The organism is Microbacterium protaetiae (assembly GCF_004135285.1).
GTDB classification, from domain to species: Bacteria; Actinomycetota; Actinomycetes; order Actinomycetales; family Microbacteriaceae; genus Microbacterium; species Microbacterium protaetiae.
Genome location: NZ_CP035494.1, coordinates 73,033 through 98,090, shown reverse-complemented (window position 1 = coordinate 98,090; position 25,058 = coordinate 73,033). Strand labels below are relative to the sequence as shown.

Genomic DNA, 25,058 nt, shown 5'->3' with positions numbered 1-25,058 from the left:
AACCCAGGGCGTCGCCCTAGGTCTCGACGGGAATCCCCTGTTTCGGCGACTGATGATGGCGGGCGGGCACGGGCGCGCGGGGGCGCGGGCGGCCCGGGCGGCGGGCGGGCGGCGCGCCGCGCCCGGCTGGGTAGCGCATGCCGCTCCGGGTGGCGCTCCCCGCGCGGCACGCCCGCGTCCAGACAGGGGATTCCCGTCGAAACCCAGGGCGTCGCCCCAGGTTTCGACGGGAATCCCTTGTTTCGGCGACTGATATGGCGGGCGGGCACGGGCGCGCGGAGGGCGCGGGGGCGCGGGCGGGCCGGGCGGCGGGCGCGGGCGCGGGCACGCGCGGCGGGCGCCGGGCTACAGCGGGAGAAGCAGCGGCACCAGGAGCACGCTGACCACGAGCGTGATCAGGGTGAACGGAGTGCCGATCTTCACGAAATCGATGAACCGGTAGCGTCCCGGCTCGACGACGAGGGTGTTCACCGGCGACGAGACCGGCGTCATGAAGGCCGCGGATGCCGCGAGGGCCACCATCATCGCGAACGGATACGGCGACACACCCAGGTGCATGGCTGTCGAGATCGCGATCGGAGCCATGAGCACCGCCGTCGCGGTGTTGGAGACGAACAGGCCGATGACCGCGGTCAGCACGAAGATGCCGCCCAGCAGCACCGTCGGCCCGGCCCCGCCGAGAGCGGCCATCAGGCCGTCGACGACGAGATCGACGCCGCCCGTGCGCTGCAGAGCGAGGGCGAACGGCAGCATCCCCACGATGAGCAGCAGCGTGGGCCAGTGGATGGATCGATAGGCGCTGACCATATCGACACAGCGGAAGATGCCCATCAGCAGACAGGCGATGAGCGCGGCGATGACGTTGGGCACGATCCCGGTCACCATGAGCACGACCATGACCACCACGCTCGCTATCGCGAACGGCGCCTGATTGGCCGCCGGCGCTATCTCGGCGGCTTCGGCGGGCAGATCGAGCAGGATGTAGTCGCGCCGCGCGGCTCCCAGACGCTGGATCTGCTGCCACCCGCCAGTCACCAGCAGTGTGTCGCCGGCGGCGAGACGCAGGTCGACGAATCCTTCGTCAACGGTTCGTCCGCCGTGCCGCACGCCGGCGACCTGCACGCCGTGCGCGTTGCTGAACTGCAGCATCCGTACGCTCTTGCCGATCGCCGCCGAATCCGGCCCGATCAGCACCTCGGCCATGCCGACCTGACGTGCGTAGGCGTCGAAGAATCCGTCGGTCATCGCGAGTCGCTCGAGCCGGAACCGCGCGCGCTCCTCGCTCGAGAACGCGGCATCCACGAAAAGCACGTCGCCCTTGGCGACGACGGTCTGGTCGGAGGTGTGGCGCACCGTGCGGCGCAGCAGGCGTGTCCGTTCGATCATCAGCACGCCGGCGCGCCGCTGGTCGAGCAGGTCGAGTTCGGCCAAGCTCGTGCCGATGAGCGGTGAACCGGACCCGACCCGGTAGCGGTGTGTGCGCGCGTCGACGCGATAGTCGGCGATGAGGCTGCTGAACGTTCGACTGCTCGCGCCGCCGCCGGTGGTCTCGCCGCCGAGAAAGCGGCGGGCGAAAAGCATGTAGCCGATGCCGAGTGCGAGGATCACCAGCCCGAACGGGGTGATGGTGAAGAAGCCGAAGCCGCTGTGCCCTGCGCGCTTCAGCTCGGCGTCGACGATGAGGTTCGGGGTGGTTGCGATGAGAGTGAGCATGCCGCTGGCAAGGCCCGCGAAGCTCAGCGGCATCATCAATTGGCGCGGTGACATGCCCGTGCGCGCGGCGATGCTGAGGGCCACCGGAATGAAGATGGCCACAACGCCGGTGGAACTCATGATCGCGCCCAGCAGCGCCACCGAGAGCATGAGCAGCACGATCAGCCGGGTCGCGCTGGCCCCCGCAGTGCGGGCCAGCCAGTCGCCCAGCCGGTAGGTGACGCCGGTGCGTGAGAGGCCTTCGCCGACGACGAACAGCGCAGCGATGAGCACCACGTTCGGATCGGCGAACCCAGCGAGGGTCTCGGGAACGGTCAGGATGCCCGTCACCGGCAGCGCGACGATCATGACGACCGCCACCACGTCCATCCGTGGGCGGCCGAACGCGAACATCGCTATCGCGGCCACGAGCAGCACGAGCACGAGAGCGAGGTCGCCGGTCATCGCTGCCCCTTTCCGGTGGTCTGGCTGCTCTCTGAGCGTAGCGATGCGTGGGCAGCGCCGCGGACTGCGGCATCCCTGCTGCGGGATCCCGGCTGCGACATCCCGGTCCGTGCACCGGGGGCGCTGCCGCGTGGCACACTCGTGCACGGGGGCGCCGCCGCGTGGCACACTCGGAAACATGAACGACGCACCTGTCTCGATCGGAGTGGCCGGCACTCTTGGCACTGCGCTGATTGCGCAGATAGCGGCCGCCGCCGAGGCCGCGGGGCTGTACGCCCTCTGGGTCAACGACACGCCGAGCGGCGACGCGCTGGCAGGGCTGCACGAGGCGGCCAAGGTCACTGAGCGCCTCGTGCTGGGCACAGGTGTCGTCCCGCTGGATCGCTACACACCCGATGAGATCCTGCTGAAGGCCGACGGACTGCCCGAAGACCGCTTGATGCTCGGAATCGGTTCGGGCCAGGCATCCGGTCCTGTGCTGGCCGCCGTCGGCAACGCGGTCGACGCGCTGCGCGCCGGCACGAGCGCCGGGATCGTCATCGGCGCGCTCGGACCCAAGATGCGCGCGCTGGCCGTGGAACATTCCGATGGGATGCTGCTGAACTGGCTGACCCCGCCCGTCGCCGCCGCGCAGTCGGCCGACGCTCACGTCGTTGCGCCGGGCGCGCATGTGGCTCTGTATGTGCGCACGGCTCTGGACGAAGAAGGGATGCCGCGGCTGCGCGCCGAGGCGGCGCGGTACGCCCGCTTTCCGAAGTACGCGGCCAACTTCGCCCGTCTGGGCGTCTCCGCTGACGACACCGTGCTCGCGCCCGATGGTGCAGGGCTGCCGGCCTATCGCGCTGCCGTGGATGAGGTCGTGCTGCGCGCGATGACGGCCGACGACGATGTCGCGTCGTACCGGGCCTTCATCGAGCGGGCGGCGGGACTCGTCGCTGCGTGACGGGGCCGCGGCGGGCCGCGGCTGCGCGCGCGTCGGCCCCGCGCAGCGGCCCGGGCCTTGCGCCCCGCCGCGGCCCCGCGCCGGCCTCGCGCCCGCGTCGCCCGGCCGCGCGGGCCCGCGTCGCCCGGCCGCGCGGGCCCGCGTCGCCGTCCGCCTCGGCGAAACAGGGGAATTCCGCCGAGACCCAGGGCGACGCCCCCGGTTTCGGTGGAAATCCCTTGTCTCGGCGTCTCGGCGTCTCGGCGTCTCGGCGTCTCGGCGTCGGCCTCGCGTCCCGCGCCGTGTGCCCGCCCCGCCTCTGCCCGCCCTCGCTTCCGCGCCGCGGCCGCCTGTCCGCCCCGGCACCCGCCCCCGGCCCCCGGCCCCCGGCCCCCTGCACCCGCCCCCGGCCCCAGGCCTCGGCCCCGGCCTCGGCCTCGGCGAAACAGGGGATTTCCGCCGAGACCCAGGGCGACGCCCCCGGTTCGGTGGAAATCCCTTGTCTCGGCGGTTCGGCGGTTCGGCGGTTCGACGGTTCGGCGGTTCGACGGTTCGACGGTTCGACGGTTCGGCGTCTCGGCGTCTCGGCGTCGGCCTCGCGTCTGCGCTGTATGCTCGCTCCGCCTCTGCCCGCCCTCGCTTCCGCGCCGCCGACCGCCTGTCCGCCCCGCCCCGGCCCCCGACCTCGGCGAAACAGGGGATTCCTGACGAGACCCAGGGCGACGCCCCCGGTTTCGGTGGAAATCCCTTGTCTCGGCGACTCGGCGTCTCGGCGTCGGCCTCGCGTCCCGCGCCGCCGCTCGCGTCGGCACCCGCGTCGCCCGGCCGCGCGCCTGCGTCGCCGTCTGCCTCGGCGAAACAGGGGATTTCCGCCGAGATCCAGGGTGACGCCCCCGGTTTCGGTGGAAATCCCTTGTCTCGGCGACTCGGCGACTCGGCGACTCGGTGACGCGGCGTCTCGGCCTCTCGGCGTCTCGGCGTCGGCCTCGCGTCCCGCGCCGTGTGCCCGCCCCGCCTCTGCCCGCCCTCGCCTCCGCGCCGCGGCCGCCTGTCCGCCCCGGCACCCGCCCCCCTGCACCCGCCCCCGGCCCCCGGCCTCGGCCTCAGCGAAACAGGGGATTCCCGCCGAGACCCAGGGCGACGCCCCCGGTTTCGGTGGAAATCCCTTGTCTCGGCGGTTCGGCGCCGCAGACCGCACCGCAGACCGCACCGCAGACCGCAGCCGGCGCCGCAGCCCGGGCCGCAGCCCGCGCCGCGGCGTACCCCGCGCCGCGCCGCGGCGCATGCCGACCCGGTCACGGGCGTGCTCGCCGCCTGCGGGGTTTGCCCCTCACCCAGACGTGCGGGCAGGATGATCGCATGACCAGCGTCGGTGCGATCTTCAGCCCCTACCCCAACCCGCCGGAGGCCTTTCACGAGGCCGTGCTGGCCGCTGAAGATGCGGGGCTCGACACGCTGTGGGTCTGGGAGGACTGCTTTCGCAGCTCTGCTTTCGCCGCGGCATCCGCGGCGCTGGCCTGGACCGAGCACCTGCGCATCGGCATCGGCATCGCACCCATGCCGCTGCGCAATGTCGCCGCCAACGCGATGGAGATCGCGACGATCGAGCGGATGTTCCCGGGCCGGCTGATGCCGGGTGTTGGGCACGGCGTGCTGGCGTGGATGGGCCAGGTCGGCGCGCGAGTCGCGTCGCCGCTGACGCTGATGCGGGAGTATGTACCCGCGCTGCGCGCGCTGCTGGCCGGCGAGAACGTCACCGTCGCCGGCCGATACGTGACCCTCGACCAGGTGCGACTCGCCTGGCCGCCGGCGGCGCCGCCGCGCGTGTACGCGGCCGCGGAAGGTCCGAAGACGCTGGTGGCGGCCGGGGAGGTCGCCGACGGCGTCGTGCTCGACATGCGGCACACCGTCGATGAGGTCGCGACAGCCGTTCAGGCGGTGCGGGCATCGAACGCAACACGGCACGTGGTCGCGTATGTCGTGGCCGCGTTCGGAGAGGATGCCGCAGCCCGCGCGATCGCCGTCTACGGCGACGATGCCCCGGATGATGCCGCCGATCGCGTACTGGCCGGATCGGTCGCCGAGGTCGCAGCCGGGGTGCTCCGTTTCGCCGCGGCCGGCGTCGACCACGTCGTGCTCATGCCGCCCAACGATGCGCCGCTGGCCGCGTACTATGCCGATGCGGCCGAGGTGGGGCGCCTGGTCGGCAGCCGCTCATGAGTCCGGTCGCCACCGTCGCCGGCGGTTCTGGTTTCGTGGGCCGCGCGATCGTCGAGGCGCTGCGCAGCGACGGATACGCCGTGCGGTTCATCGGCCGAGCGGGTCCCGACGCCCGCTGGGATGACCTCGACAGTGTGAGGCGCGCTGTCGAGGGCAGCGACATCCTCGTCAATCTGGCGGGAAAATCCGTCGACTGCCGGTACACCGAGCGCAACCGCGACGAGATTCTGCACTCTCGCATCGCGACCACCGGAATGCTGCGCGATGCCGTGGCTGCGGCATCCCGCCCCCCGGCGCTGTGGCTGAACGCGAGCACCGCCACGATCTATCGGTACGCGCTCGACCACCCGCAGACCGAAGACGGCGGCGAACTCGGCGAGGGGTTCTCGGTCGATGTCGCCCGAGCGTGGGAGAGCGAGCTGTTCGAAGGCTCGCTGCCGGCGACCCGGCGCGTCGCGCTGCGCATGGCGATAGTGCTCGGAGACGGGCCGGCGACCGGGATGCTGTTCCGCCTCGCGCGGTGGGGTTTGGGCGGCCCGCAGTATGACGGCCGGTGGTTCGCGCATCGCCGATATCGCGGCATCGGCCCGCACCCCACGGGCGGGCCCGCGCCGTGGCATCGTTCGCGCGGACGCCAGCGATTCAGCTGGATCCACCTCGATGACGCTGTCGGGGCCGTGCGCTTCATCCGTGATCATCCCGACATCGCCGGGGCGGTGAATCTGGCCTCGCCGAATCCCGTCGACAACCGCACACTCATGCAGACGCTGCGTCGCGCAGTCGGGATGCCACTGGGGCTTGCGGCACCGCGTTTCGTGCTCGAGCCGGCGATGTGGGCGCTGCGCACCGAACCCGAGCTGGTGCTCAAGAGTCGGTGGGTCGTTCCCGCTCGGCTGCAGGCGGCGGGCTTCACGTTCGGCCACCCCGATCTCGACGAAGCGGTCGCCGACGTGTGGCGCACCATGCGACGCTGACGCGCTCTTCGCGCGGTGCGCGGCATCCCCTCGATGCAACGCACGAGTCGTCGATGGCGTGGGGGAGGCGCGGCCAGCTTGCGGCATCGACCACCGTCGCGAATGGTCGCTTGGCGTGTCGCATCCGACGAGGTGGGACGGCGTGTGCGGGAGCGCGTGAGGTGCGCCGTCCGATCTGGTCGCTTCGCGCGGAGCAAGCGACCACACGGGACGGCGTTTCGGCTGGCGGAGGAGCATGCGACCACTTGGGACGGCGTGTGCGGGGGCGCGTGAGGTGCGCCGTCCGTTCTGGTCGCTTCGCGCGGAGCAAGCGACCACTTGGGACGGCGTTTGCGGGGGCGCGTGAGGTGCGCCGTCCGTTCTGGTCGCTTCGCGCGGAGCAAGCGACCACTTGGGACGGCGTTTTGGCTGGCGGAGGAGCAAGCGACCACACGGGACGGCGTGTGCGGGAGCGCGTGAGGTGCGCCGTCCGTTCTGGTCGCTTCGCGCGGAGCAAGCGACCACTTGGGACGGCGTTTCGGCTGGCGGAGGAGCAAGCGACCACACGGGACGGCGTGTGCGGGAGCGCGTGAGGTGCGCCGTCCGTTCTGGTCGCTTCGCGCCGAGCATGCGACCACTTGGGACGGCGTGTCGGCTGGCGGAGGGCAAGCGACCACTTGGGACGGCGTGTGCGGGGGCGCGTGAGGTGCGCCGTCCGATCTGGTCGCTTCGCGCGGAGCAAGCGACCACACGGGACGGCGTTTCGGCTGGCGGAGAAGCAAGCGACCACACGGGACGGCGTTCGGAAGGGCCGAGCGGAGGCGAGCGCGCCCGCCGCTGCCTACGCCCTGTCTTCCTCGCTGATCGGCACGTGCGGAATCAGCAGCGTGCACACGACAAGCAGCACCGCCGAGACGGCGACTCCGATGAAGACCGCGGTCGATCCGGCCTGGACGGCAGCGGGATGCCGCGGCCCGCCGTTCGTGCTGATGACGGCGTTCGCGATTGCGCCGTAGACGGCCACGCCCACCGAGCTGCCGACGGATCGGGCCAGCATGCTCGTCCCCGACACGACGCCCCGGCGGCGCAGATCGACGGAGGACTGCGCGGCGATGAGGGAGGGGTTGGCGACAAGACCGAGTCCGAGTCCGACGACGAAGCAGGCGACGGCGGTCAACACCAGCGAGGGCGTCGCGGCGAACAGGGTCAGAAGTATCGCGCCGACCACCGCCAGGATGCTGCCGATCACCGCCGTGGACCGAAACCCGATGCGCAGGTAGAAACGGCCGGCCAGCGCCCCGCTGATCGGCCACCCGAGGCTGAGGGCGGCCACCGCGAGCCCGGCCAGCAGCGGGGCGGCGTCAGCGGTGGATTCGAGGAACGTCGGCACGAACGAGGTCAGGCCGATGAGCACCGCGCCCACGCCCAGCGCCGCCAGCGACGCGGTGACCACGATGCGGCTGGAGAACACCCATGGCGCCAGCACAGGGTCGGCAGCCCGCCGTTCGACGAGGGTGAAGACCACCAGCAGCACGGCGCCGCCGGCGAAGCATCCCAGGCTCTGCCAACTGTTCCACGCCCAGCCCTGGCCGCCCTCGAGCACGCCGAGCACGAGCAGCACGAGCGCGGCGGTGAGCAGCGCCGAGCCGGTCACGTCGATCCGTTGCCGGTGGCGTTCGAACTTCTCGTGATAGCTGCGCAGCAGCATGAACAAAGCCAGAAGACTCAGCGGCACGTTCACCCAGAAGATCCAGCGCCACGACAGAAACTGCGCGAACAGGCCGCCCAGGCTCGGCCCAGCCACCGACGAGATGGCCCACACACTGGCCAGGTACGCCTGGGCGGTGGCACGCTCGCGGATCGTGTAGATGTCGCCGGCGATGGTCATGCTGGTGGGGGTGATGGCTCCCGCACCCAGCCCCTGCACGGCCCGGAACACGATGAGTGCCGGCATGGTCCCCGCCAGTGCCGCAGCCACCGAGCCGATCAGAAAGAGCCCGATGCCCACGATCATGATCGGCTTGCGTCCGAACGTGTCGCAGAGCTTCGCGTAGACCGGCACCGACGCGGCCTGGGCGAGCAGATAGACCGAGAACAGCCAGGGGAACTGTGCGAAACCGCCCAGATCGCCCACGATCGTCGGAACGGCCGTCGCGAGGATCGTCGAGTCGATGGCGATGAGGAACGACGCCAGCATAAGCGAGAGCAAGATCGGTCCGCGCTCTGACCGCAGTCCGACCTGATTCGCCATAGGAACAGCAAACCACGTCGACGCGGCAGCGCATTCCTGATGTCGGCACCCAGTGCAAGAATCCGAGCATGCTGCTTGCCGAACTCGTCGACGTCACCGCCACCGTTGCGGCGACACGATCGCGCCGGCAGAAGACCGAGGCGCTGGCGGGCCTTCTCGACCGACTCGGCCCCGATGACGTGCTGCCGGCGATTGGCCTGCTGATCGGCAGCCCACGGCAGGGGCGGCTCGGGGTCGGGTGGCGCGGCATCGCGACGCTGCAGGTGCCGCATGCGGATGCCGCGAGCCTGACGATCGCCGACCTCGACAGTGCGCTCGGCGGCCTGGCCGCGGCATCCGGCCCCGGATCGGCAGGGGTGCGCGAGGGACTGCTGCGTGAGATCGCCGGGCGGGCCACCACCGAGGAATGGGGGTTCATCACGCGCGCGATTCTCGGCGAGCTGCGCACCGGCGCTCTGCAGGGCGTGCTGCTGGATGCCATCGCACAGGACGTGCACGCCGACGCCGCCCTCGTGCGGCGCGCCGCGATGCTCTCGGGCGATCTCGGCGAGACGGCCGCCCTCGCCCTCGCGGGCGCCGATCTGACCCGCGTCGGGCTGCAGGTGGGCCGCCCGGTGCAGCCGATGCTGGCCGCCTCAGCCACCAGCGTCGCCGAGGCCGTGGCGATCACGGGTGAGGCATCCGTGGAGTACAAGCTCGACGGCGCGCGCATCCAGGTGCACCGGCACGGCGACGACGTGCGCGTGTACACGCGCAGCCTCGCCGACATCACGCACCGCGTGCCCGAGATCGTCGCCGCCGTGCGCGAGCTGCCGGTGCACGATGTGATCCTCGACGGCGAGACCTTGTCGCTGGGCGAAGACGGCACTCCGCGCCCGTTTCAAGACACGATGGCACGCTTCGGGGCCGACCGGGCACGCCACATCGCCCTGCGACCGTGGTTCTTCGACGTGCTGCACGTCGACGGCCGAGACCTGATCGACGAGCCGCTGCGCGTGCGGCTGCGTGAGCTCGAGCGCGTGGCCGGTGCGTGGCGCGTTCCGGGCATCGTGACCGGCGATGCGGATGCCGCGCAGCAGCTGTCTGCGCAGGCGCTGGCCGCCGGCCATGAGGGGGTGGTCGTCAAAGCGATCGACGCTGGATATGCGGCGGGCCGCCGTGGCAAGGCCTGGATAAAGGTGAAGCCCGTGCTGAGTTACGACCTGGTCGTGCTCGCCTGTGAATGGGGCTCAGGGCGGCGTCGCGGGTGGCTGTCGAATCTGCATCTGGGCGCGCGGGATCCCGACGGCCGCTACGGCGAGCCCGGCGGGTTCGTCATGGTCGGCAAGACGTTCAAGGGGCTCACCGACGAGGTGCTGCGCTGGCAGACGACGCGTTTCGAGCAGATCGAGACCCGACGCACGGCCGGCACTGTGTTCGTCGCGCCGATCACCGTCGTCGAGATCGCCATCGACGGCGTGCAGCGCTCGCCGCGCTACCCGGCCGGGATCGCGTTGCGCTTCGCCCGCGTCAAGGGGTACCGGCCCGACAAATCCGCCGCCGAGGCCGACACGATCCAGACGCTGCAGGCGCTGCGTGCGGCCGCCGACGTGCCTGATCAGTCGGCGTAATGCAGGCGGGCGTCACCGGGTGCGCACTCGTCGCCGATACGGATGCCGCTGGCGATGGCACCCTCGGCGCGCAGGCGCTCGAGCTCGTCGACGGCCCGCTGACGCAACGTCCACGGGTCGAGGGTGTTCACGTAGACTCTCGTGTCGCCCTCGAAGCCGGCCGGGTTCGACACCCGCCACTTCAGCACGATGCGCCACGGCATCGGTGCGGCCGCCGGTGCCGGCCGATAGTGCCATTCCTCGTTGGTGGGCACCAGCACTCCCGTGGCCGCGTGAAGTGCGTGCACCAGGTCACTCATCGCGCGCACCTGGGCCGGCGTGTGATCGGCCGGATGATGGGCGTCGGCCGTCGAGTACACCTCGAAGGCAGGGTAGCGGTGCCCGATACCCGCGAAGGCGACGGCGCCGTCGGTGGCGGCCACCAGCAGACCTTCTCGCACCGACAGATCGGCGACAGCATGCTGGTACAGCCGCGGGTCGGCTTCGAGCAGGGTCAGCTCGCGCTCGGTCTGCGGCCCGTACTCGTCGATTGCGACGAGTTGCTTGTGCAGATGCTCGAACGATGCCCCGGCGGGGCGCAGCCAGTTCTGGAACACGGCCACATACGCGGCGTATGGCTGGGCGTCGGCGATCTCGCGCATCGATGCGACGGTGAAAGCCAGATAGGCGGCGTGCTCGTCGGGGGTCAGCACCCCGCTCGAAACCAGTTCGTCGTCGCGGGTGGCGCCATCGCGCACGTGTCGGCGGGCCACGATGACATCGTGCGAGCCGCCGACCAGGTCGACGGCGGCCGTGTGCAGGTCGTGGGCCGTACCCGACGAGGCCGCACGGATCGCGGCGAGCTTCTCGATGTGCGCGTGCCCTGCCGGGTGGGCGAGGTAGCGCTCGGCCCACGCGACGACGTCGGCGCTGTGATGGAAGTCGTGGTTGGTGCGCCAGTAGGCCGCCGAGACGATTTCGAAGAGGTTGCCGAACCGACGGAACTCCGCCACCGAGTCATGCAGCGCGTCGGCGGGGACCCGGTCGATGCGCTCGAACGACGGGCCGACCAGCCGTGCCTTCTCGGGAGTGGTCTCCAGGTACCTGTTCTCGCAGAACGCGCACAGCTGCGTGTGGTCGCCCGGTTCGAGCAGGCGTGGTTCGCCGCGCGCGGCGGCCAGCGGCCGGTTGGCGCGCCCGGGCACCGTCCACACCCGCGTGCCGGTGAGCGGCCCGACCTGCTTGACGGTGCCGTCGGCAAGTCGGCGCAGAGCGGGCAGGCTCACGACTCGTCTGCGGCGAGCGATTTCTCCGCCGCAGCGATCTCGTCGGGCAGGTCGCCGGTCGCCACCGACTCGGGCACCTCTCCGGGCTTGAACTTCGGCAGTCGACTGGCGGGCACGATGGCTATCGCACTGACGCCGGCGAGAATCAGCAGGCCGAGGCGGAGCGCAGAAAGGCGGGACTGCTCGTTCACCTCGACCGCGGCATCCACCTGCGTCTGGTCGAGGTCGGTGCCGGCCAGTACGTCGCGCAGACGGTCATTGCTGACGAAGTTCACGCTGTCCAGCGGAACCTGGGCCACGGCCTCGTCGGGCAGCTCGGGGTGTGCTGCCAGAGCCGCGGTGATGTTTCCGGCCAGCAGTCCCACCAACAGCGCGCCGGCAACGGCGGTGCCCACTGCCGACGCCAGGTTCTGCGTGGTGCCGCGCACCGAGCCGACGTCACCGGCGAGCTCTTTCGGCGAGGCGGTGACCAGCACGTTGAACACGAGAGTGACCAGGGCTCCCTGCCCGACGCCGAAGACGAACAGGCCGAGGATGGTGGGCAGGGTCTCCCAGTTGTTCGTCACCACGAACGACAGCCAGATCAGCGCGATGGTGGTCAGCCCGAAGCTGAACGTGCCGATGACGCGCGGCGAGAAGCGGCGGTAGAAGCGCACCACGATGATGGCGGTGACGAACACCGTGAGGTTGAACGGGAGCATCGCCAGCGACGTGTCGACGGGGGTGCGTCCCTGCACGATCTGGATGTACAGCGGCACGGTGAAGTTCAGCGCCGCCTCGAGGGCGACGACGATGAACATCGCGTAGACGGCGGCACGCTCGCGTGACGAGCCGAACACCGACAGGCTCACCAGCGGCACCTTGCCCTGGCGGGTGCGCCGGCGTGTCCACAGGAAGAACAGCTGCACGAGCACGACACCCACGATGATCAGCAGCAGCGCCGGCGACAGGCCGAAGATGTCGAACGGTGCACTGTCGCGCGCCTGCAGAATGCCCCAGGCGTTGAGGTTGTTGACGCCGAGGGTCAGCGCGATGATGCCCAGGCCGATGATGACGGCGGCGACCACGTCGATGTGGATGGCGGGGTTGCCTTTGACCGAGACGAACTTGAAGCTGAGGATGAAGACGGCGACCGCGACCAGCACGACGACGGCGAAGACCGGTCGCCAGCCCACGAACGTCGCCAGCGTGCCGCCGAGCAGGAAAGCGGTCACACCCGCCAACGCCCGTGCCGAGCCGAGCGAACCGATGGCCGTCTCTTGCTGGCGTCCCTGATAGTTCTCGGCGATCAGGGCCACCAGCGACGGCACGATGATCGCCGCCGAGGCTCCGGCGATGGCCTGCGCGGCGATCACCCAGCCGACGACGGGCGCGAAGATCATGAGAAGACCGGATGCCGCGAACAGCGCTATCACGATACGGAAGATCAGCACCCAGCCCACGCGCTGGCCGACCTTCGCGCCGACCATGACCAGTGCCGCCACGGCGAGCCCGTAGATGACGATGGCCGTCGACACGTCGGTGGGTGGGACGCCGAACTCGTCGACCATGCCGCCGAGGGTCACCGGCAGTGCCGAGACGTTGTACGACATGAGAATCTGCGCGAGGAACAGCGCGATCATCGGTGCCCAGGAGGCGCGCGCGGTGGTGGACGAGTCAGCCATGGTGTTCCTGACGGTGAGGGGCGGGGGAGGAGGCGAAGACGTTCAGTCCCAGCGTGCGGGAGAGGTTGGCCGTGGCGATCTGTCCGCGCACGCTGTTGCCGGCCGCGTCGAGCGGCGGAGCGTAGGTGCCGATGCCGGCCTTGCCCGGGGCGATGGTGACCAGCCCTCCTGCCACGCCCGACTTGCCGGGCAGCCCGATCTCGAACAGCCATTCGCCGCTGCGCTCATACAGTCCGCTCGCGGCGAGAACGGCCAGGGTGTCGCGGCAGACATCGGCCGAGACCACCTGGTCTCTCGTCACCGGGTTCACCCCGCCGTCGGCGAGGGTGGCGCCCATCACGGCGAGGTTGCGGGCGTCGACGCGCACCGAGCACTGTCGGGTGTACACGTCCACGGTCTCGGCGGGGTCGAAGCGCATTCGCCCATAGCTGTGCAGCAGCTGCGCGATGGCCCGGTTGCGGTGGTTGGTCTCGCTCTCTGACCGGTAGACCTCGTCGTCGATCTCGAGCTCGCGGCCGGCGAAGCGGGACAGCCCGTCGAGGATGAACTGCCACTTGCGCTCGGCCGTCGCTCCCGGGATGAGGGCTGTCGTAGCCAGCGCGCCGGCATTGACCATCGGATTGCGGGGATGGCCGCCGGCCTGCTCGATGGCCACCACCGAGTTGAACGCCAGGCCCGTGTTGTCGACGCCGACCAGCTCACGCACCTCGTGGTGACCAACCCCCTCGCACAGCAGCGCGTACACGAACGCCTTCGAGATCGACTGGATCGAGAAGGCCGTGCGGGTCTGGCCCGCCTCGTGCAGGCCGCCGTCGACATCGGCCACGCACAGCCCGAACGCCTCGGGGTCGGCAGCGCCCAGAATCGGGATGTAGTCGGCGACCACGCCTTCGCGATGCGTCAGTGCGCGGCGATAGGCATCGTGCACGGCGGTGTCGATGAGGGCGTCACCGGGAACCGGGCCGGGGTGTGCGCGCTGGCCGATGTCGGTGATGTCGAGTTCGTCGTCGCGCACGGGCCCACGGTATCGCGCGGAGCACCGCCGCGCGGGGACATTGCAGTGATATATCGGTCAGGTACGCGATGGCTGCAGGCGCACCGTGACGATGTTCGTCGACTCATCGATCTCGGCGACCTCGGGGTGTGCCTTGACGAAGTCCGAGAACGACTTGTGCCCGAGCACCTTCTCGCTGAAGGACGGGTCCATGCGCTTGAGCAGGTTCTTCACTGCCGACAGGTGCATCCACTCCTCGTCGGTGCGCACATGCTCGAGCTTCAGCGCCCGCTCGAGCAGCTCGCCGGCAGGGTCGGGCTCGGGCTCGGGTTCCTTCTTCTTGCGGGTGCGCGGCGGGGCGGCATCCTTCGTCGTCGTCTTCACGGCGGGTTCGGGGCGGGTGATGCCGGGCAGCTCGTCATAGTTGTCGAACTGGTCGCAGGCGGCGGCCAGCGACTTCGCCGTGGAGCCCGCGACGCCCACACCGACCACGAACCGGCCCAGTCGCTTGCAGCGTTGCGCGAGCGGTACGTAGTCGCTGTCGCCGGCGACGATGACCACGTGCGTGAGATCGGGCAGGCGGAACATGTCCTCGACGGTGTCGACGGCCAGGCGAATGTCGGCGCCGTTCTTGGCGTACGCCGCGGCCGGGAACAGCTGCACCAGGTCGACGGCACGTGCCACGAGCTGATTGCGGTATTCGGCGTTGACCGGGTTCGACCAGTCGGCGTACCCGCGGGTGAGCACCAGGGTGCCGAAGGATGCCGCATAGTCGATGATCGCGCCCACATCGACACGGGCATCGGCCAACCGTCCGGCGATCTCGGGATCGGTGGTGTCGGCCATGATGCGCTGCCGGTCGCGCGAATACGCGTTGCGGCCGTGCACCCGGTCGTACCACGACATCACGATGTTGTCGAAGTCGAGGTAGACGGCCACGCGGGCATCGAGTGTGTTCGGCATGCGTCCAGTGTGACAGGTGACCTTATGCTCGTGTCATGTCGATCGTGTTCACGCTCCTGGTGGTGGCGGCGACGGTGTTCGCCGTCGTCGACATCATCGTGCGCGATGAGGGACAGATCAAGCACATGCCCAAGGCGCTCTGGCTGCTGCTGGTGATCCTGCTGCCGCTGATCGGCGTGATCCTCTGGTTCACGATCGGGCGGGAGTACGCCGACGGCGCGCCGCGGATGCCACGGCTGCAACGGCGCCCGCGTTCGGCCCGGCCGCCGGCATCCCTGCCCGCACCGATGATGCCGTCACGACCCCGCGACACCCGCACCACCGAGCAGCAGCTCGCCGATCTCGAACGCGAGATCGAAGAGGACCGGCGGCGCGCCGAGCTGCGGCGCCGGCAGCAGGGCGATCAGTCCGCCGAGTCCGCCGAGTAGCGCACGCCGATCTGCCGGCGGATCTCGTCGAGGGTACCCATGATCGCCACCGTCTCGTCGATGGGCAGGATGTCGCTGTCGCGCCGAGCGTCGGCGATGATGCGTTCGGCCTCGAGCGCCTGATACTGCATGCCGCGGCCCTCGATCTGGGAGGTGTACTCCTCGATGACGCGGCCGTCGGGGGCCGTCACGCGGAAGTCGGTCGCCGTGTACCAGACCCGGTCGATGTCGATGCGGGCCTCGGTACCCACGATGTGGGCGGTGTTGGGTCCCGCCGCCCGCGACGACGAAATGCTCGTGGAGACGGCACCGGCGGCGTGCGTGAAGAGCGTGGCGACCTCGGTGTCGGCGCCGGTCTCGCCCAGCCGCGCCTGTGCTGAGATCTGTGTGGGCGCGCCCAGGATGTCCCAGACGAACGAGACAGGGTAGATGCCGAGGTCGAGCAGTGCCCCGCCGCCGAGTTCGAGGGCGTTCAGCCGATGCGCCGGGTCGGCGGTGATCTTCTGCGTGTGGTCGGCGAACACCGTGCGCACCTCGCCCAGCGTGCCGTGGGAGATGAGCTCGCGGATGCGGCGCATGTGTGGCAGGTAGCGGGTCCACATGGCCTCCATCGCCAGCAGGCCGCGCGCGGCGGCGGCATCTCGCACAGCCTGCGCTTCGCGCTCGTTCACCGTGAACGACTTCTCGACGAGCACGTGCTTGCCGTGCTCGAGGCACAGCAGCGCGTCTTCGGCGTGCATCGGATGCGGGGTCGCGACGTAGACGATGTCGATGTCGGGGTCGGTGGCCAGCTGTTCGTACGAGCCGTGCGCGCGCGGGATCTCGAACTGCTGGGCGAAGGCGGCCGCGGCCTCGGGACGGCGGGAGCCGACGGCCTGAACGTCGAGCCCGGCGGTACGCAGGTCGGAGGTGAAGGCGTGCGCAATGCCGCCCGTAGCAAGGATGCCCCAGCGAAGTCCGGTCATGCTTTCACCCTACCGATCCCCGAGTTGTCCCCACGTTCCCCGAGTTGTCCCCGGGTTGCCCGAGTTGTCCTCGGGTTGCCCGGGTTGTCCCCGCCCCGGGCCGCATCAGAGCAGCGCGAGCGCCCGGTCCAGGTCGGCGATCAGGTCATCGGCGTCTTCGAGCCCGATTGACAGGCGCACGGTGGCCCACGAGATGCCGCCGTCGGCCAGCTGCTGCGGCGACAGGTGGCTGTGCGTCATGGATGCCGGGTGGGTGACGATGCTGCGCGCGTCGCCGATGTTCGCCAGCAGGTGCAGCACCTTCAGCCCCGCGATGAACGTCTCGGCGCGCACGAAGTCAGCCTCGTCGTCACCCGTGGAGTGCAGGTCGATCGAGAACACCGACGGCACTCCGCGCTCGAGGTAGGTCTGCGCCGCGTCGTGCCACGGATTCCCGGCCAGCCCGGGGTGGTGCACGCGCGCAACGGCCGGGTGGGTGGCGAGGTGCTCGGCGATGCGCTGAGCGGATGCCGCATGCCGCTGCATGCGGATGTCGAGGGTCTCCAGCCCCTGCAGCAACGCGAACGCCGTGGTGGCGGACAGCGTCGGGCCCAGATCATGCATGTGCTTGGCCTTTATCAGCGCGATGAACGGCGAGGTGTCGCGGTAGTGCTCGAGCAGGCTCTCGCCGCTCGGGATGCGGCGGCTCGGCTCGGTCAGCGCAGGCCACTTCTCGGGCTCGGCGGAGAAGTCGAAGGTGCCGAGGTCGACGATCGCCCCGCCGATCACGGTGCCGTGACCGCCGATGAACTTCGTCGCCGAGTGCACGCTGATGTCGGCGCCGAACCGCTTCGGACGCTGCAGATACGGCGTGGCCACGGTGTTGTCGACCACCAGAGGAACCCCGGCCGCGTGCGCGGCATCGGCCACCGCCCGCACGTCGAGTACCTGGGCGATGGGATTCGCGACGGTCTCGGCGAAGAACAGCCGAGTGGAGGGCCTGACAGCCGCGTGCCATGCGTCGATGTCGTCCTGATCGACGAAGGTGGTCTCGATGCCCCAATCGGGCAGGGTTTCCACGAGCAGATCGACGGTGCCGCCGTAGAGCTGGTTGGCCGCGACGACGTGCCCGCCCCGACCGGTCAGGGCGAGGATCGTGAGGGCGACGGCGGCCTGGCCCGAGGCGATTCCCGCGGCGGCCACTCCGTCTTCGAGGGCGGTGATGCGCTGCTCGAAGATCGTCGCGGTCGGGTTGCCGGTGCGCGCGTACACGTCGCCGTCGGCGCGATGCGCGAAGAGGTCGCGCGCGTGGGTCAGCGACTTCAGCGCGAAGGCGTTCGACTGGTAGATGGGGGGCACCGCCGATGTCGGTGCGGCCGGTGCCGCATACCCCGCCTGCACCTGTGCAGTGGCGAAGGACGGCGGGGGACAGTCGGCGTTCTCGGACATGCGTCCATTCTCGCGGGGGCATGCACGGCGATGGATGCCGTGTGTCGAACTGTTGCGAGGCGCGAAGCGCTGGCCCGCCCGGGCCGTCTCGCCTGGGCGGTGTCCGGGAGACCGACGTGGTTACAGCGTCAGTGTGATCTTGCCGTCGACGCCCGCCTCGAGCACTCGGTGAGCCTCGGCGGCGTCGGCCAGCGCGAACGACGGGCCGAGTTCCACGCTGAACCGGCCCGCGGCCATGAGGTTCAGCACGACCGGCATCGCCTCGGCGCGCAGCTGCTGCTGCCGGGCCGTGAGCGGCTCGGGCGAGCCGCCCAGGAATGCGCGGATGCCCAGGCCCGCGGCATCCTTCCCCCGCACCAGAGTGACGATACGGCTGCGGTCGCCGAGCAGGTGCAGCGAGACGTCGATAGCTTCATCGGTGCCGGCGATGTCGATGACGGCGGTGATGCCCTGCGGAGCCGCGGCGCGCACCCGGTCTTCGAGCCCGGCGCCGTACGCGACCGGGATCGCCCCGAGCGCGCGCAGCCGCTCGTGCCGGCGCGGCGAGGCGGTGGCGACGACCGGGATGCCCCACAGAGCCGCGAACTGCGCGACGGCTTGTCCGACCGCGCCCGATCCGCCGTGCACGAGCAGCGTGTCGCCGGGCCGCACGTCGAGCGAGCGCAGCGTCTGGTAGGCGGTGCCGGCGGGAATGCCCAGCGCCGCGCCCTCGGCCGCCGAGACGTGCACGGGCCGGGGCTGCACGTTCGCGAACGGCACGGTCAACTCGGTCGCATAGGCTCCGGATGCCCCGAAGACGATGACCGGGTCGCCCACGCGGAATCCCTCCACGTCGTCGCCCACGGCGCTGATCGTGCCGGCGGCGTCGGCGCCGAGCCGGCGCGGGGTGGTGATCTCGCCACTCGGGCGCCGACCAGAGCGGATCTTCGCCTCCAGCGGATTGACCCCCACCGCGGCCAGACGCACAGTGACCTCCCCGGCCGCGGGGGCCGAGGAGGTCACTTCATGCAGCGTCAGGACCTCTGGTTCGCCGAATTCGACGTACTCGATAGCCTGTGCCATGCGTCCAGCTTGTCACGGAGCGAGCGGGTTGGCCCCCTCTTTCGCGGCGGCCGCCTCGATCTCCTTCACCTTCGGGTCGTTCTCGTCGGCACCGTAGTCGCTGCGGCGCGTCGAGTCCGTCGTGTCCTGCACCTTGAAGGCACGCAGGATGAGGGTGATCACCACGGCCACCACCGCGTTGACCACGAACGCCGACACGCCGATGTACACCGTGATGTGGGTGAACGGGAACTCCGCGATCGATCCGCCGAAGTGCTTGCCGGTGGCCGGGTTCACGACGTTGTACGCCGAGACGGTGCCGTACAGAATGCCGGCGGCCCAGCCGATGAACAGCGCCCACTTGTTGAACCACCGGGTGTACAGGCCCGCGACGATCGCCGGGAACGTCTGCAAGATCCAGATGCCGCCCAGCAGCTGCAGGTTGATCGCCGCCGAGGTGTCCATCCCGAGCACGAACACGAGGGCACCCAGCTTCACGATCAGCGAGACGAGCTTGGAGACCTTCGCCTCTTGCTGCGGCGTGGCATCCTTCTTGAAATAGTCCTTGTAGATGTTGCGGGTGAAAAGGTTCGACGCAGCAATCGACATGATCGCCGCCGGCACCAGGGCGCCGATCGCGATCGCCGCCAGCGCGACACCGGCGAACCACTTCGGGAACAGGTCGGTGAACAGCTGCGGAATCACCAGCTGCGCATTGACTGCTCCGTCGACGTCGATGGGCTGTGTGCCCGCCTTGATCGCCACATAGCCGAGCAGCGCCAGGCCGCCGAGCATCAGCGAGTAGAGCGGAAGGATCATCGCGTTGCGCCGGATGGTGTTGCGGCTCTTGGTGGCCAGCACGCCGGTGATGGAGTGCGGGTACATGAACAGCGCCATCGCCGAACCCAGAGCGAGCGTCCAGTAGGCGTTGAACGAGCCGGCACCGGGGATGACCGCCCCGAACGGATTGCCCGTGGCGGGGTTGGTCGCACTCAGCTTGTCATCGGCCGCCGAGAAGATGCTCTCCCAGCCACCGACCTTGCTGGGCAGGTAGATGATCGCCACGATGATGGCGGCGTAGATCAGGATGTCCTTGACCACCGCGATCAGCGCGGGGGCGCGGAGCCCCGCCGTGTAGGTGTACGCGGCCAAAACGACGAACGCGATGATCAGCGGCAGGTCGGCCATGAACCAGTTCGTGTTCGAGCCCAGACCCAGCACCGTCAGCACCGACTTGATGCCCACCAGCTGCAGAGCGATGTACGGCATCGTCGCGATGATGCCGGTGAGGGCCACCGCGAGCGACAGTGTGCGGCTGCCGTAGCGCCCGCCGACGAAATCGGCGGGGGTGACGTAGCCGTGCCGGTGCGAGACCGACCACAGTCGTGACATCAACAGGAACACGATCGGGTACAGCACGATCGTGTAGGGCACGGCGAAGAAGCCGCTGACCGCGCCCGCCGCCCACATCGCGGCCGGGACGGCGACGAAGGTGTAGGCGGTGTACAGGTCGCCGCCGAGCAGGAACCACGTGACCCAGGTGCCGAACCCGCGCCCACCCAGGCCCCACTCGTCGAGGGACTTCATGCCGCGGTCGGCGGGAGCGGTGCGCCAGCGCGACGCCCAGAATCCGATGATCGCCACGACGACGAACAGGATGACGACGATGATCAGCGGCACCCACTCGATGGCGCGGTGCGGAGCGACGTCTGCGGTGTGAATGAGCATCAGGAGGCCTTCCCTTCGCGAACCTCTGCGCGGCGGCGGCGGTCTTCCTTGCGCATGATCAGGTAGGCGATCGCCAGCAGGCCGGCGGCGAGGAACACCCACAGCATCTGGTACCAGTAGAAGAACGGGATGTTCCAGAGGGTCGGGTCCCACCGCGCATACATCGGCACGAGCAGCGGCATCACAATGGCGATCGTGATGAGGATGCCCGCGATGATGTACGGGCCGGGTCTCGCCGGTCCGCGCGTCGGGGTTTCGTGTGACGTCATCGTCGGTCCTTCCGGGGATTCAGTTTTCGGTGCGGGTTACCTGAGAGCAACCCGGGAAGATACTTTTCTCCGGCTGAGGGCATCACGTCAAGCGGACGCGCGAAGTGGACGCCGATCGTGGCGAAAATCTCACGTCGCGATCAGTGTGTGGCCAGCGTTTTGGCGATGCGCTGAAGTGAGACGGAACCGGTCGTGCCGAGGTCTTGCGCGAACAGGCTGATGCGGTATTCCTCCAGCATCCAGCGCGCGGTGACCAGGTGGGCGGGCGCGTCTGGCGCGGGTGGGATGCCGCCCCCGGCATCGACGTAGAGTGCGGCCGCCCGCTCGTATTCGGTCTGCCGCTGGCGGTCACGGCCGGGGCTGTCCGGCAGCGATCTCAGTCGCTGCAGCGCACCCTGCAGGTAGCGCGGGAGCTGCGCGAGCTGCGCGAGGCCGGTGCGCGAGACGAAGCCGGGGTACACGAGCCCGCTCAGTTGCCCCTTCACGTCGTTGAGGGCAGCCAGCAGCGTGAGCGCGTTCGTGCCCTTCACGGCGCGTTCGACGTCACGAGCGGCGGTGAGGATGCGGGCCAGCAGCGACACTGCGGCGAACAGTTCGTCGACGACGGCGGCGGCGAACGCATCACGGACCCGGTCGAAGTCGGCGCGCGTGCGCACGACGGCGTCGGGGTGTGTGCGGGCGATGACCGCGTCGGCGACGGCGACGCGGCAGTCCTCGATCGCCGCGCGGGCCGAAGGATACGGGGATGCCGCCAGGGCGAGCTTCTCTGCAGCGGTGAGATGGTCGAGCACGTAGTCGGCCGGGCTCGGGGTCGACAGCAGCACGAGGCGGCGCACGCCGGCGCGGGTGGCAGCCTCGGCCTGCGCGGGTGTCGCCTCGATGCGGGCCGAGACCGTCGCGCGGTCATCGATCAGGGCGGGGTAGCCGCGCACGACGCCACCGGCGACCTTCGTGTCGACGACCGCCGGAAGTTCGCCGATGTCCCACGTGGTCATGCCGGTGCGCTCGGCGAAGCTCGTTGCCCGGTCGCTGAGCGTGCGCAGCGAGTCGAAACGGCGATCGCCTTTCGGGCCGCCGCGTTTCGACTCGTCGCTGCGTTCCTCGCTCAACGACCGACTGACGGCGTTGCGCGCCCGTTCTGCGAGCCGGGCCTGCAGGGCGGCCAGATCGCGGTCCGACCCGATGGCGCGCCCGCGCGCGTCGACGGCGCGGAACGAGACCATCAGGTGGCCGGGAACCCGTTCCATATCGAAGTCCGCGGCTGTGACGGGCTGGCTGGCCACCCGGCGGATGCGCTCGGCCAGCGCTTCGCGAAGCGTCGAGGGCGGCATCCCGTCGTGTGATTCCGGTCCCTGCCCGGCGAGTTCGTCGGCGAAGCGTGCCACCCAGTCGGCGGCGGGCACGACGTGCCGGCGGATGGTCTTGGGCAGCGCGCGGATGAGCGCGGTGATCAGCTCGTCGCGCATGCCGGGCACCTGCCAGTCGAATCCGCGCGGCTGCAGCTGGGCGAGCAAGGCGAGCGGCACCACCACGGTCACGCCGTCGTCGGGCGCGCCAGGTTCGAACCGGTAGGCGAGCGAGAGCACTTGATCGCCCTGCTGCCATCGGGTCGGGAACGCGCGTTCGTCGGCCCGCGAAGCATCGTCGACCAAGTCGGCCTCGCTCAGGTCGAGCAGGTGCGGGGTGCGGGTGTGAGCGTCGCGCCACCACGCCTCGAACGAGCGCACGTCGAAGACGTCGCGCGGCAGGCGGGTGTCGTAGAAGGCGAACACCGCCTCGTCGCCGGCGAGGATGTCGCGGCGCCGCTCGCGTTCTTCGACCTTCTCGAGCCGTCGTCGCAGTTCGAGGTTGCGCCGTTCGAACGCGGTCAGTCGCTTGTCGAGGGCGGAGGCGTCCCAGTCGCCGTCGACGAGAGCGTGCCGCACGAACAGCTCACGGGCCAAAGGGCGGTCGAACCGCGCCAGCTGCACCCGGCGTCGCGGGATGATCTCCACGCCGAACAGGGTGACCTTCTGCGCGGCGACGGCGGCTCCGGCATCCTTCGACCAGTGCGGGTCGGACAGCTGGCGCCGGGCGAGATCGCCGGCCAGCGGCTCGGCCCATTCCGGGTCGATGACGGCCACCGTGCGGGCGAACAGGCGACTGGTCTCGACCAGCTCGCCGGCCATGACCGCCCGCGGGTTCTTGCCGCGCAGCGCTGAGCCGGGAAAGATCGTGAACTTCGCGCCGCGCGCGCCGATGTATTCGGCGCGCGGCTTGCGGCGTTTCTCGCCCTGAGAGATGCGATCGGCCGGGGTGCTCAGCGACCGGGTGTCGAGAACGCCGATCTGCGACAGCAGCCCCGACAGGATGGCCTTGTGCACCGCGTCGGGCTCGGCGCCCTCTGCCGGGCCGGTGGCCGCGGCCTTCAGCAGCGAGGAGAGCTGACGGTGCACGTCGAACCACTCGCGCACGCGCACATAGTTGAGGTGTTCGGCCCGGCAGGTGCGCCGGAACGCGCTCGAACCCAGGTCGTGCTGCAACTGCTGCAGATGGTTCCACAGGTTCAGCATGCTGAAGAAGTCGCTGGTCGGGTCGGTGAAACGAGCGTGCAGGCGGTCGGCCTCATCGCGGTGTTCTTCGGGGCGTTCCCGCACATCGGGGATGGACAGGCCCGCCACGATGGCGCGCACCTCGGGCAGCACCCCGGTGCGGCGGGCCTCGATGAGCATGCGGGCGAAGCGCGGATCGATCGGCAGCCGGGCCAGTTCGCGACCGATGTCGGTCAGGACCGGGCCTCGCCTGGGCTCGCTTCGCTCACTCGACGGTCGGTGCGTGACGGCGCCGAGCTCGACGAGCAGATCGAACGCCGCCTTCACGCCGCGGGAATCGGGCGGGGTCAGAAACGGGAAGTCGGCGATGTCGCCGAAGCCCAGCGACAGCATCTGCAGCACGACCGAGGCAAGACTGGTGCGCAGGATCTCGGGCTGGGTGAATTCCGGACGGCTCGCGAAGTCGTCTTCGGCGTAGAGCCGGATCGCGATGCCGGGGGCGGTGCGGCCGGCCCGCCCAGAGCGCTGCTGGGCCGACGCCTGCGAGATCGGCTCGATCGGCAGCCGTTGGATCTTGCTGCGATTGCTGTACCGCGAGATGCGGGCGGTTCCGGCATCCACCACATACCGGATGCCGGGAACGGTCAGGCTCGTCTCGGCGACGTTCGTCGACAGGATCACGCGGCGGCGCACGCCCGCGACTCTCGAGCGCTCGAACACCCGGTGCTGATCGGCGGCCGAAAGCCGACCGAACAGCGGCAACACCTCGGTGGGCGCGGCGTCTTTCGCATACATGCCGCGCACGGCATCCATCGCGTCGCGGATCTCGGCTTCGCCGGGCAGGAACACCAGCACATCGCCCGGCGGCTCGCGGTCGAGTTCGCGCAGGGCCGCGGTCAAGCCGTCGACATCATCGGACGCATCGTCGCGCTTCGCGCGTTGCGCGCTGCGCGGGCTGCTCGCCGGTTCGTCGACCGCCGGCCGGTAGCGGATCTCGACCGGGTAGGTGCGACCCGACACCTCGATGATCGGCGCGGGGGTGCCGTCGGACGCGGCGAAGTGCTTCGCGAAGCTGACCGGGTCGATGGTCGCCGAGGTGACGATGACCTTCAGATCCGGCCGCTGGGGCAGGATGCGACGCAGATACCCGATGAGAAAGTCGACGTTCAACGACCGCTCGTGCGCCTCGTCGACGATGATCGTGTCGTAACGCGCCAGACGTCGGTCGCGGTGGATCTCGTTGAGCAGGATGCCATCGGTCATCAGGGCGATGCGGGTGTCGTCCGAGACCTTGTCGGTGAAGCGCACCTTGTATCCCACGGTGGTCCCGAGGGGAACCTGCAGCTCTTCGGCGACCCGCTCGGCGATGCTGCGCGCCGCGATGCGGCGCGGCTGAGTGTGCGCAATGCGGGTGCGGCCGAGCTCGAGGCAGATCTTGGGCAGCTGCGTGGTCTTGCCCGAGCCGGTTGCGCCGGCCACGATCACGACCTGGTGAGAGGCGACGGCGCGCGCGATCTCGTCCCGCGCGGCGCTGACGGGCAGCTCCGGCGGGTAGGCGATGACGGGTTCGGGCGAAGACACAGCCTTCGATCGTATCGCGTTCGCGCGGCTCGCCGCGTGCGCGATCCACGTGTGGAACCGGATGAATGTGACGGCGCGCACGGCGCTG

Annotated in this window: 17 protein-coding genes; 5 read left to right on the top strand and 12 right to left on the bottom strand. The window is 70.0% G+C overall.

Annotated elements, in window-relative coordinates; genetic code table 11:
• Positions 1 to 345 precede the first annotated feature (345 nt).
• On the bottom strand, positions 346 to 2,157 hold the full coding sequence (locus ET475_RS00455; protein ID WP_129384999.1) for an SLC13 family permease: 1,812 nt from the start codon (positions 2,155 to 2,157) through the stop codon (positions 346 to 348).
• A gap of 178 nt (positions 2,158 to 2,335) precedes the next feature.
• Here ET475_RS00455 and ET475_RS00450 point away from each other — a divergent pair, with 178 nt between their 5' ends.
• The 3 genes from ET475_RS00450 to ET475_RS00440 all read left to right on the top strand — a co-directional run bounded on the left by ET475_RS00450 (position 2,336) and on the right by ET475_RS00440 (position 6,273).
• Complete coding sequence (locus tag ET475_RS00450; RefSeq protein WP_129384997.1) at positions 2,336 to 3,100, top strand: LLM class flavin-dependent oxidoreductase; 765 nt, start codon at positions 2,336 to 2,338, stop codon at positions 3,098 to 3,100.
• 1,338 nt (positions 3,101 to 4,438) lie between these two features.
• Complete coding sequence (locus tag ET475_RS00445) at positions 4,439 to 5,299, top strand: LLM class flavin-dependent oxidoreductase (RefSeq protein ID WP_129384995.1); 861 nt, start codon at positions 4,439 to 4,441, stop codon at positions 5,297 to 5,299.
• Positions 5,296 to 6,273: an epimerase gene (locus ET475_RS00440; RefSeq protein WP_129384993.1), complete on the top strand. Its 978-nt coding sequence runs from the start codon at positions 5,296 to 5,298 to the stop codon at positions 6,271 to 6,273. Before ET475_RS00445 ends, ET475_RS00440 begins: the two co-directional genes overlap by 4 nt.
• 820 nt (positions 6,274 to 7,093) lie before the next feature.
• Here the strand turns inward: ET475_RS00440 and ET475_RS00435 are convergent.
• Positions 7,094 to 8,503, bottom strand: a complete 1,410-nt coding sequence (locus tag ET475_RS00435; RefSeq protein ID WP_129384991.1) for an MFS transporter — start codon at positions 8,501 to 8,503, stop codon at positions 7,094 to 7,096.
• A gap of 68 nt (positions 8,504 to 8,571) precedes the next feature.
• On the opposite strand from ET475_RS00435, the gene ET475_RS00430 reads away from it, so the two are divergent.
• Complete coding sequence (locus tag ET475_RS00430; RefSeq protein ID WP_129384989.1) at positions 8,572 to 10,113, top strand: ATP-dependent DNA ligase; 1,542 nt, start codon at positions 8,572 to 8,574, stop codon at positions 10,111 to 10,113.
• On the opposite strand, the gene ET475_RS00425 is transcribed toward ET475_RS00430, so the two are convergent.
• The 4 genes from ET475_RS00425 to ET475_RS00410 are packed head-to-tail and all read right to left on the bottom strand — an operon-like array spanning position 10,101 to position 14,999.
• The gene (locus tag ET475_RS00425; protein WP_129384987.1) at positions 10,101 to 11,378 is read right to left on the bottom strand and encodes a DUF4921 family protein; all 1,278 of its coding nucleotides are present in this window, start codon (positions 11,376 to 11,378) and stop codon (positions 10,101 to 10,103) included. The genes ET475_RS00430 and ET475_RS00425 overlap by 13 nt on opposite strands.
• On the bottom strand, positions 11,375 to 13,042 hold the full coding sequence (locus ET475_RS00420; RefSeq protein WP_242497709.1) for an MFS transporter: 1,668 nt from the start codon (positions 13,040 to 13,042) through the stop codon (positions 11,375 to 11,377). Before ET475_RS00420 ends, ET475_RS00425 begins: the two co-directional genes overlap by 4 nt.
• A complete protein-coding gene (glsA, locus tag ET475_RS00415; RefSeq protein WP_129384985.1) occupies positions 13,035 to 14,057 on the bottom strand; it encodes a glutaminase A in 1,023 nt (340 codons plus the stop codon). Before glsA ends, ET475_RS00420 begins: the two co-directional genes overlap by 8 nt.
• A 57-nt stretch (positions 14,058 to 14,114) precedes the next feature.
• A complete protein-coding gene (locus ET475_RS00410; RefSeq protein ID WP_129384983.1) occupies positions 14,115 to 14,999 on the bottom strand; it encodes an NYN domain-containing protein in 885 nt (294 codons plus the stop codon).
• 35 nt (positions 15,000 to 15,034) lie between these two features.
• Between ET475_RS00410 and ET475_RS00405 the strand changes: the two genes are divergently transcribed.
• Positions 15,035 to 15,427: a PLDc N-terminal domain-containing protein gene (locus tag ET475_RS00405; RefSeq protein ID WP_129384981.1), complete on the top strand. Its 393-nt coding sequence runs from the start codon at positions 15,035 to 15,037 to the stop codon at positions 15,425 to 15,427.
• Here the strand turns inward: ET475_RS00405 and ET475_RS00400 are convergent.
• The 6 genes from ET475_RS00400 to hrpA all read right to left on the bottom strand — a co-directional run bounded on the left by ET475_RS00400 (position 15,403) and on the right by hrpA (position 24,970).
• Positions 15,403 to 16,392 (bottom strand): Gfo/Idh/MocA family protein, encoded by a 990-nt coding sequence (locus tag ET475_RS00400; RefSeq protein ID WP_129384979.1) that lies wholly within the window; start codon positions 16,390 to 16,392, stop codon positions 15,403 to 15,405. The two genes, ET475_RS00405 and ET475_RS00400, sit on opposite strands and share 25 nt — an antisense overlap.
• A 105-nt stretch (positions 16,393 to 16,497) precedes the next feature.
• Positions 16,498 to 17,820: an O-acetylhomoserine aminocarboxypropyltransferase/cysteine synthase family protein gene (locus ET475_RS00395; protein WP_129384977.1), complete on the bottom strand. Its 1,323-nt coding sequence runs from the start codon at positions 17,818 to 17,820 to the stop codon at positions 16,498 to 16,500.
• A gap of 120 nt (positions 17,821 to 17,940) precedes the next feature.
• Entirely contained in the window at positions 17,941 to 18,882 is a 942-nt protein-coding gene (locus tag ET475_RS00390; RefSeq protein ID WP_129384975.1) for a quinone oxidoreductase family protein, read from the bottom strand.
• Positions 18,883 to 18,894: 12 nt separating this feature from the next.
• Entirely contained in the window at positions 18,895 to 20,589 is a 1,695-nt protein-coding gene (gene mctP / locus ET475_RS00385; RefSeq protein ID WP_129384973.1) for a monocarboxylate uptake permease MctP, read from the bottom strand.
• Positions 20,589 to 20,858, bottom strand: a complete 270-nt coding sequence (locus tag ET475_RS00380; protein ID WP_129384971.1) for a DUF3311 domain-containing protein — start codon at positions 20,856 to 20,858, stop codon at positions 20,589 to 20,591. Before ET475_RS00380 ends, mctP begins: the two co-directional genes overlap by 1 nt.
• 140 nt (positions 20,859 to 20,998) lie before the next feature.
• Positions 20,999 to 24,970 (bottom strand): ATP-dependent RNA helicase HrpA, encoded by a 3,972-nt coding sequence (gene hrpA / locus ET475_RS00375; protein WP_129384969.1) that lies wholly within the window; start codon positions 24,968 to 24,970, stop codon positions 20,999 to 21,001.
• Positions 24,971 to 25,058: the final 88 nt, after the last annotated feature.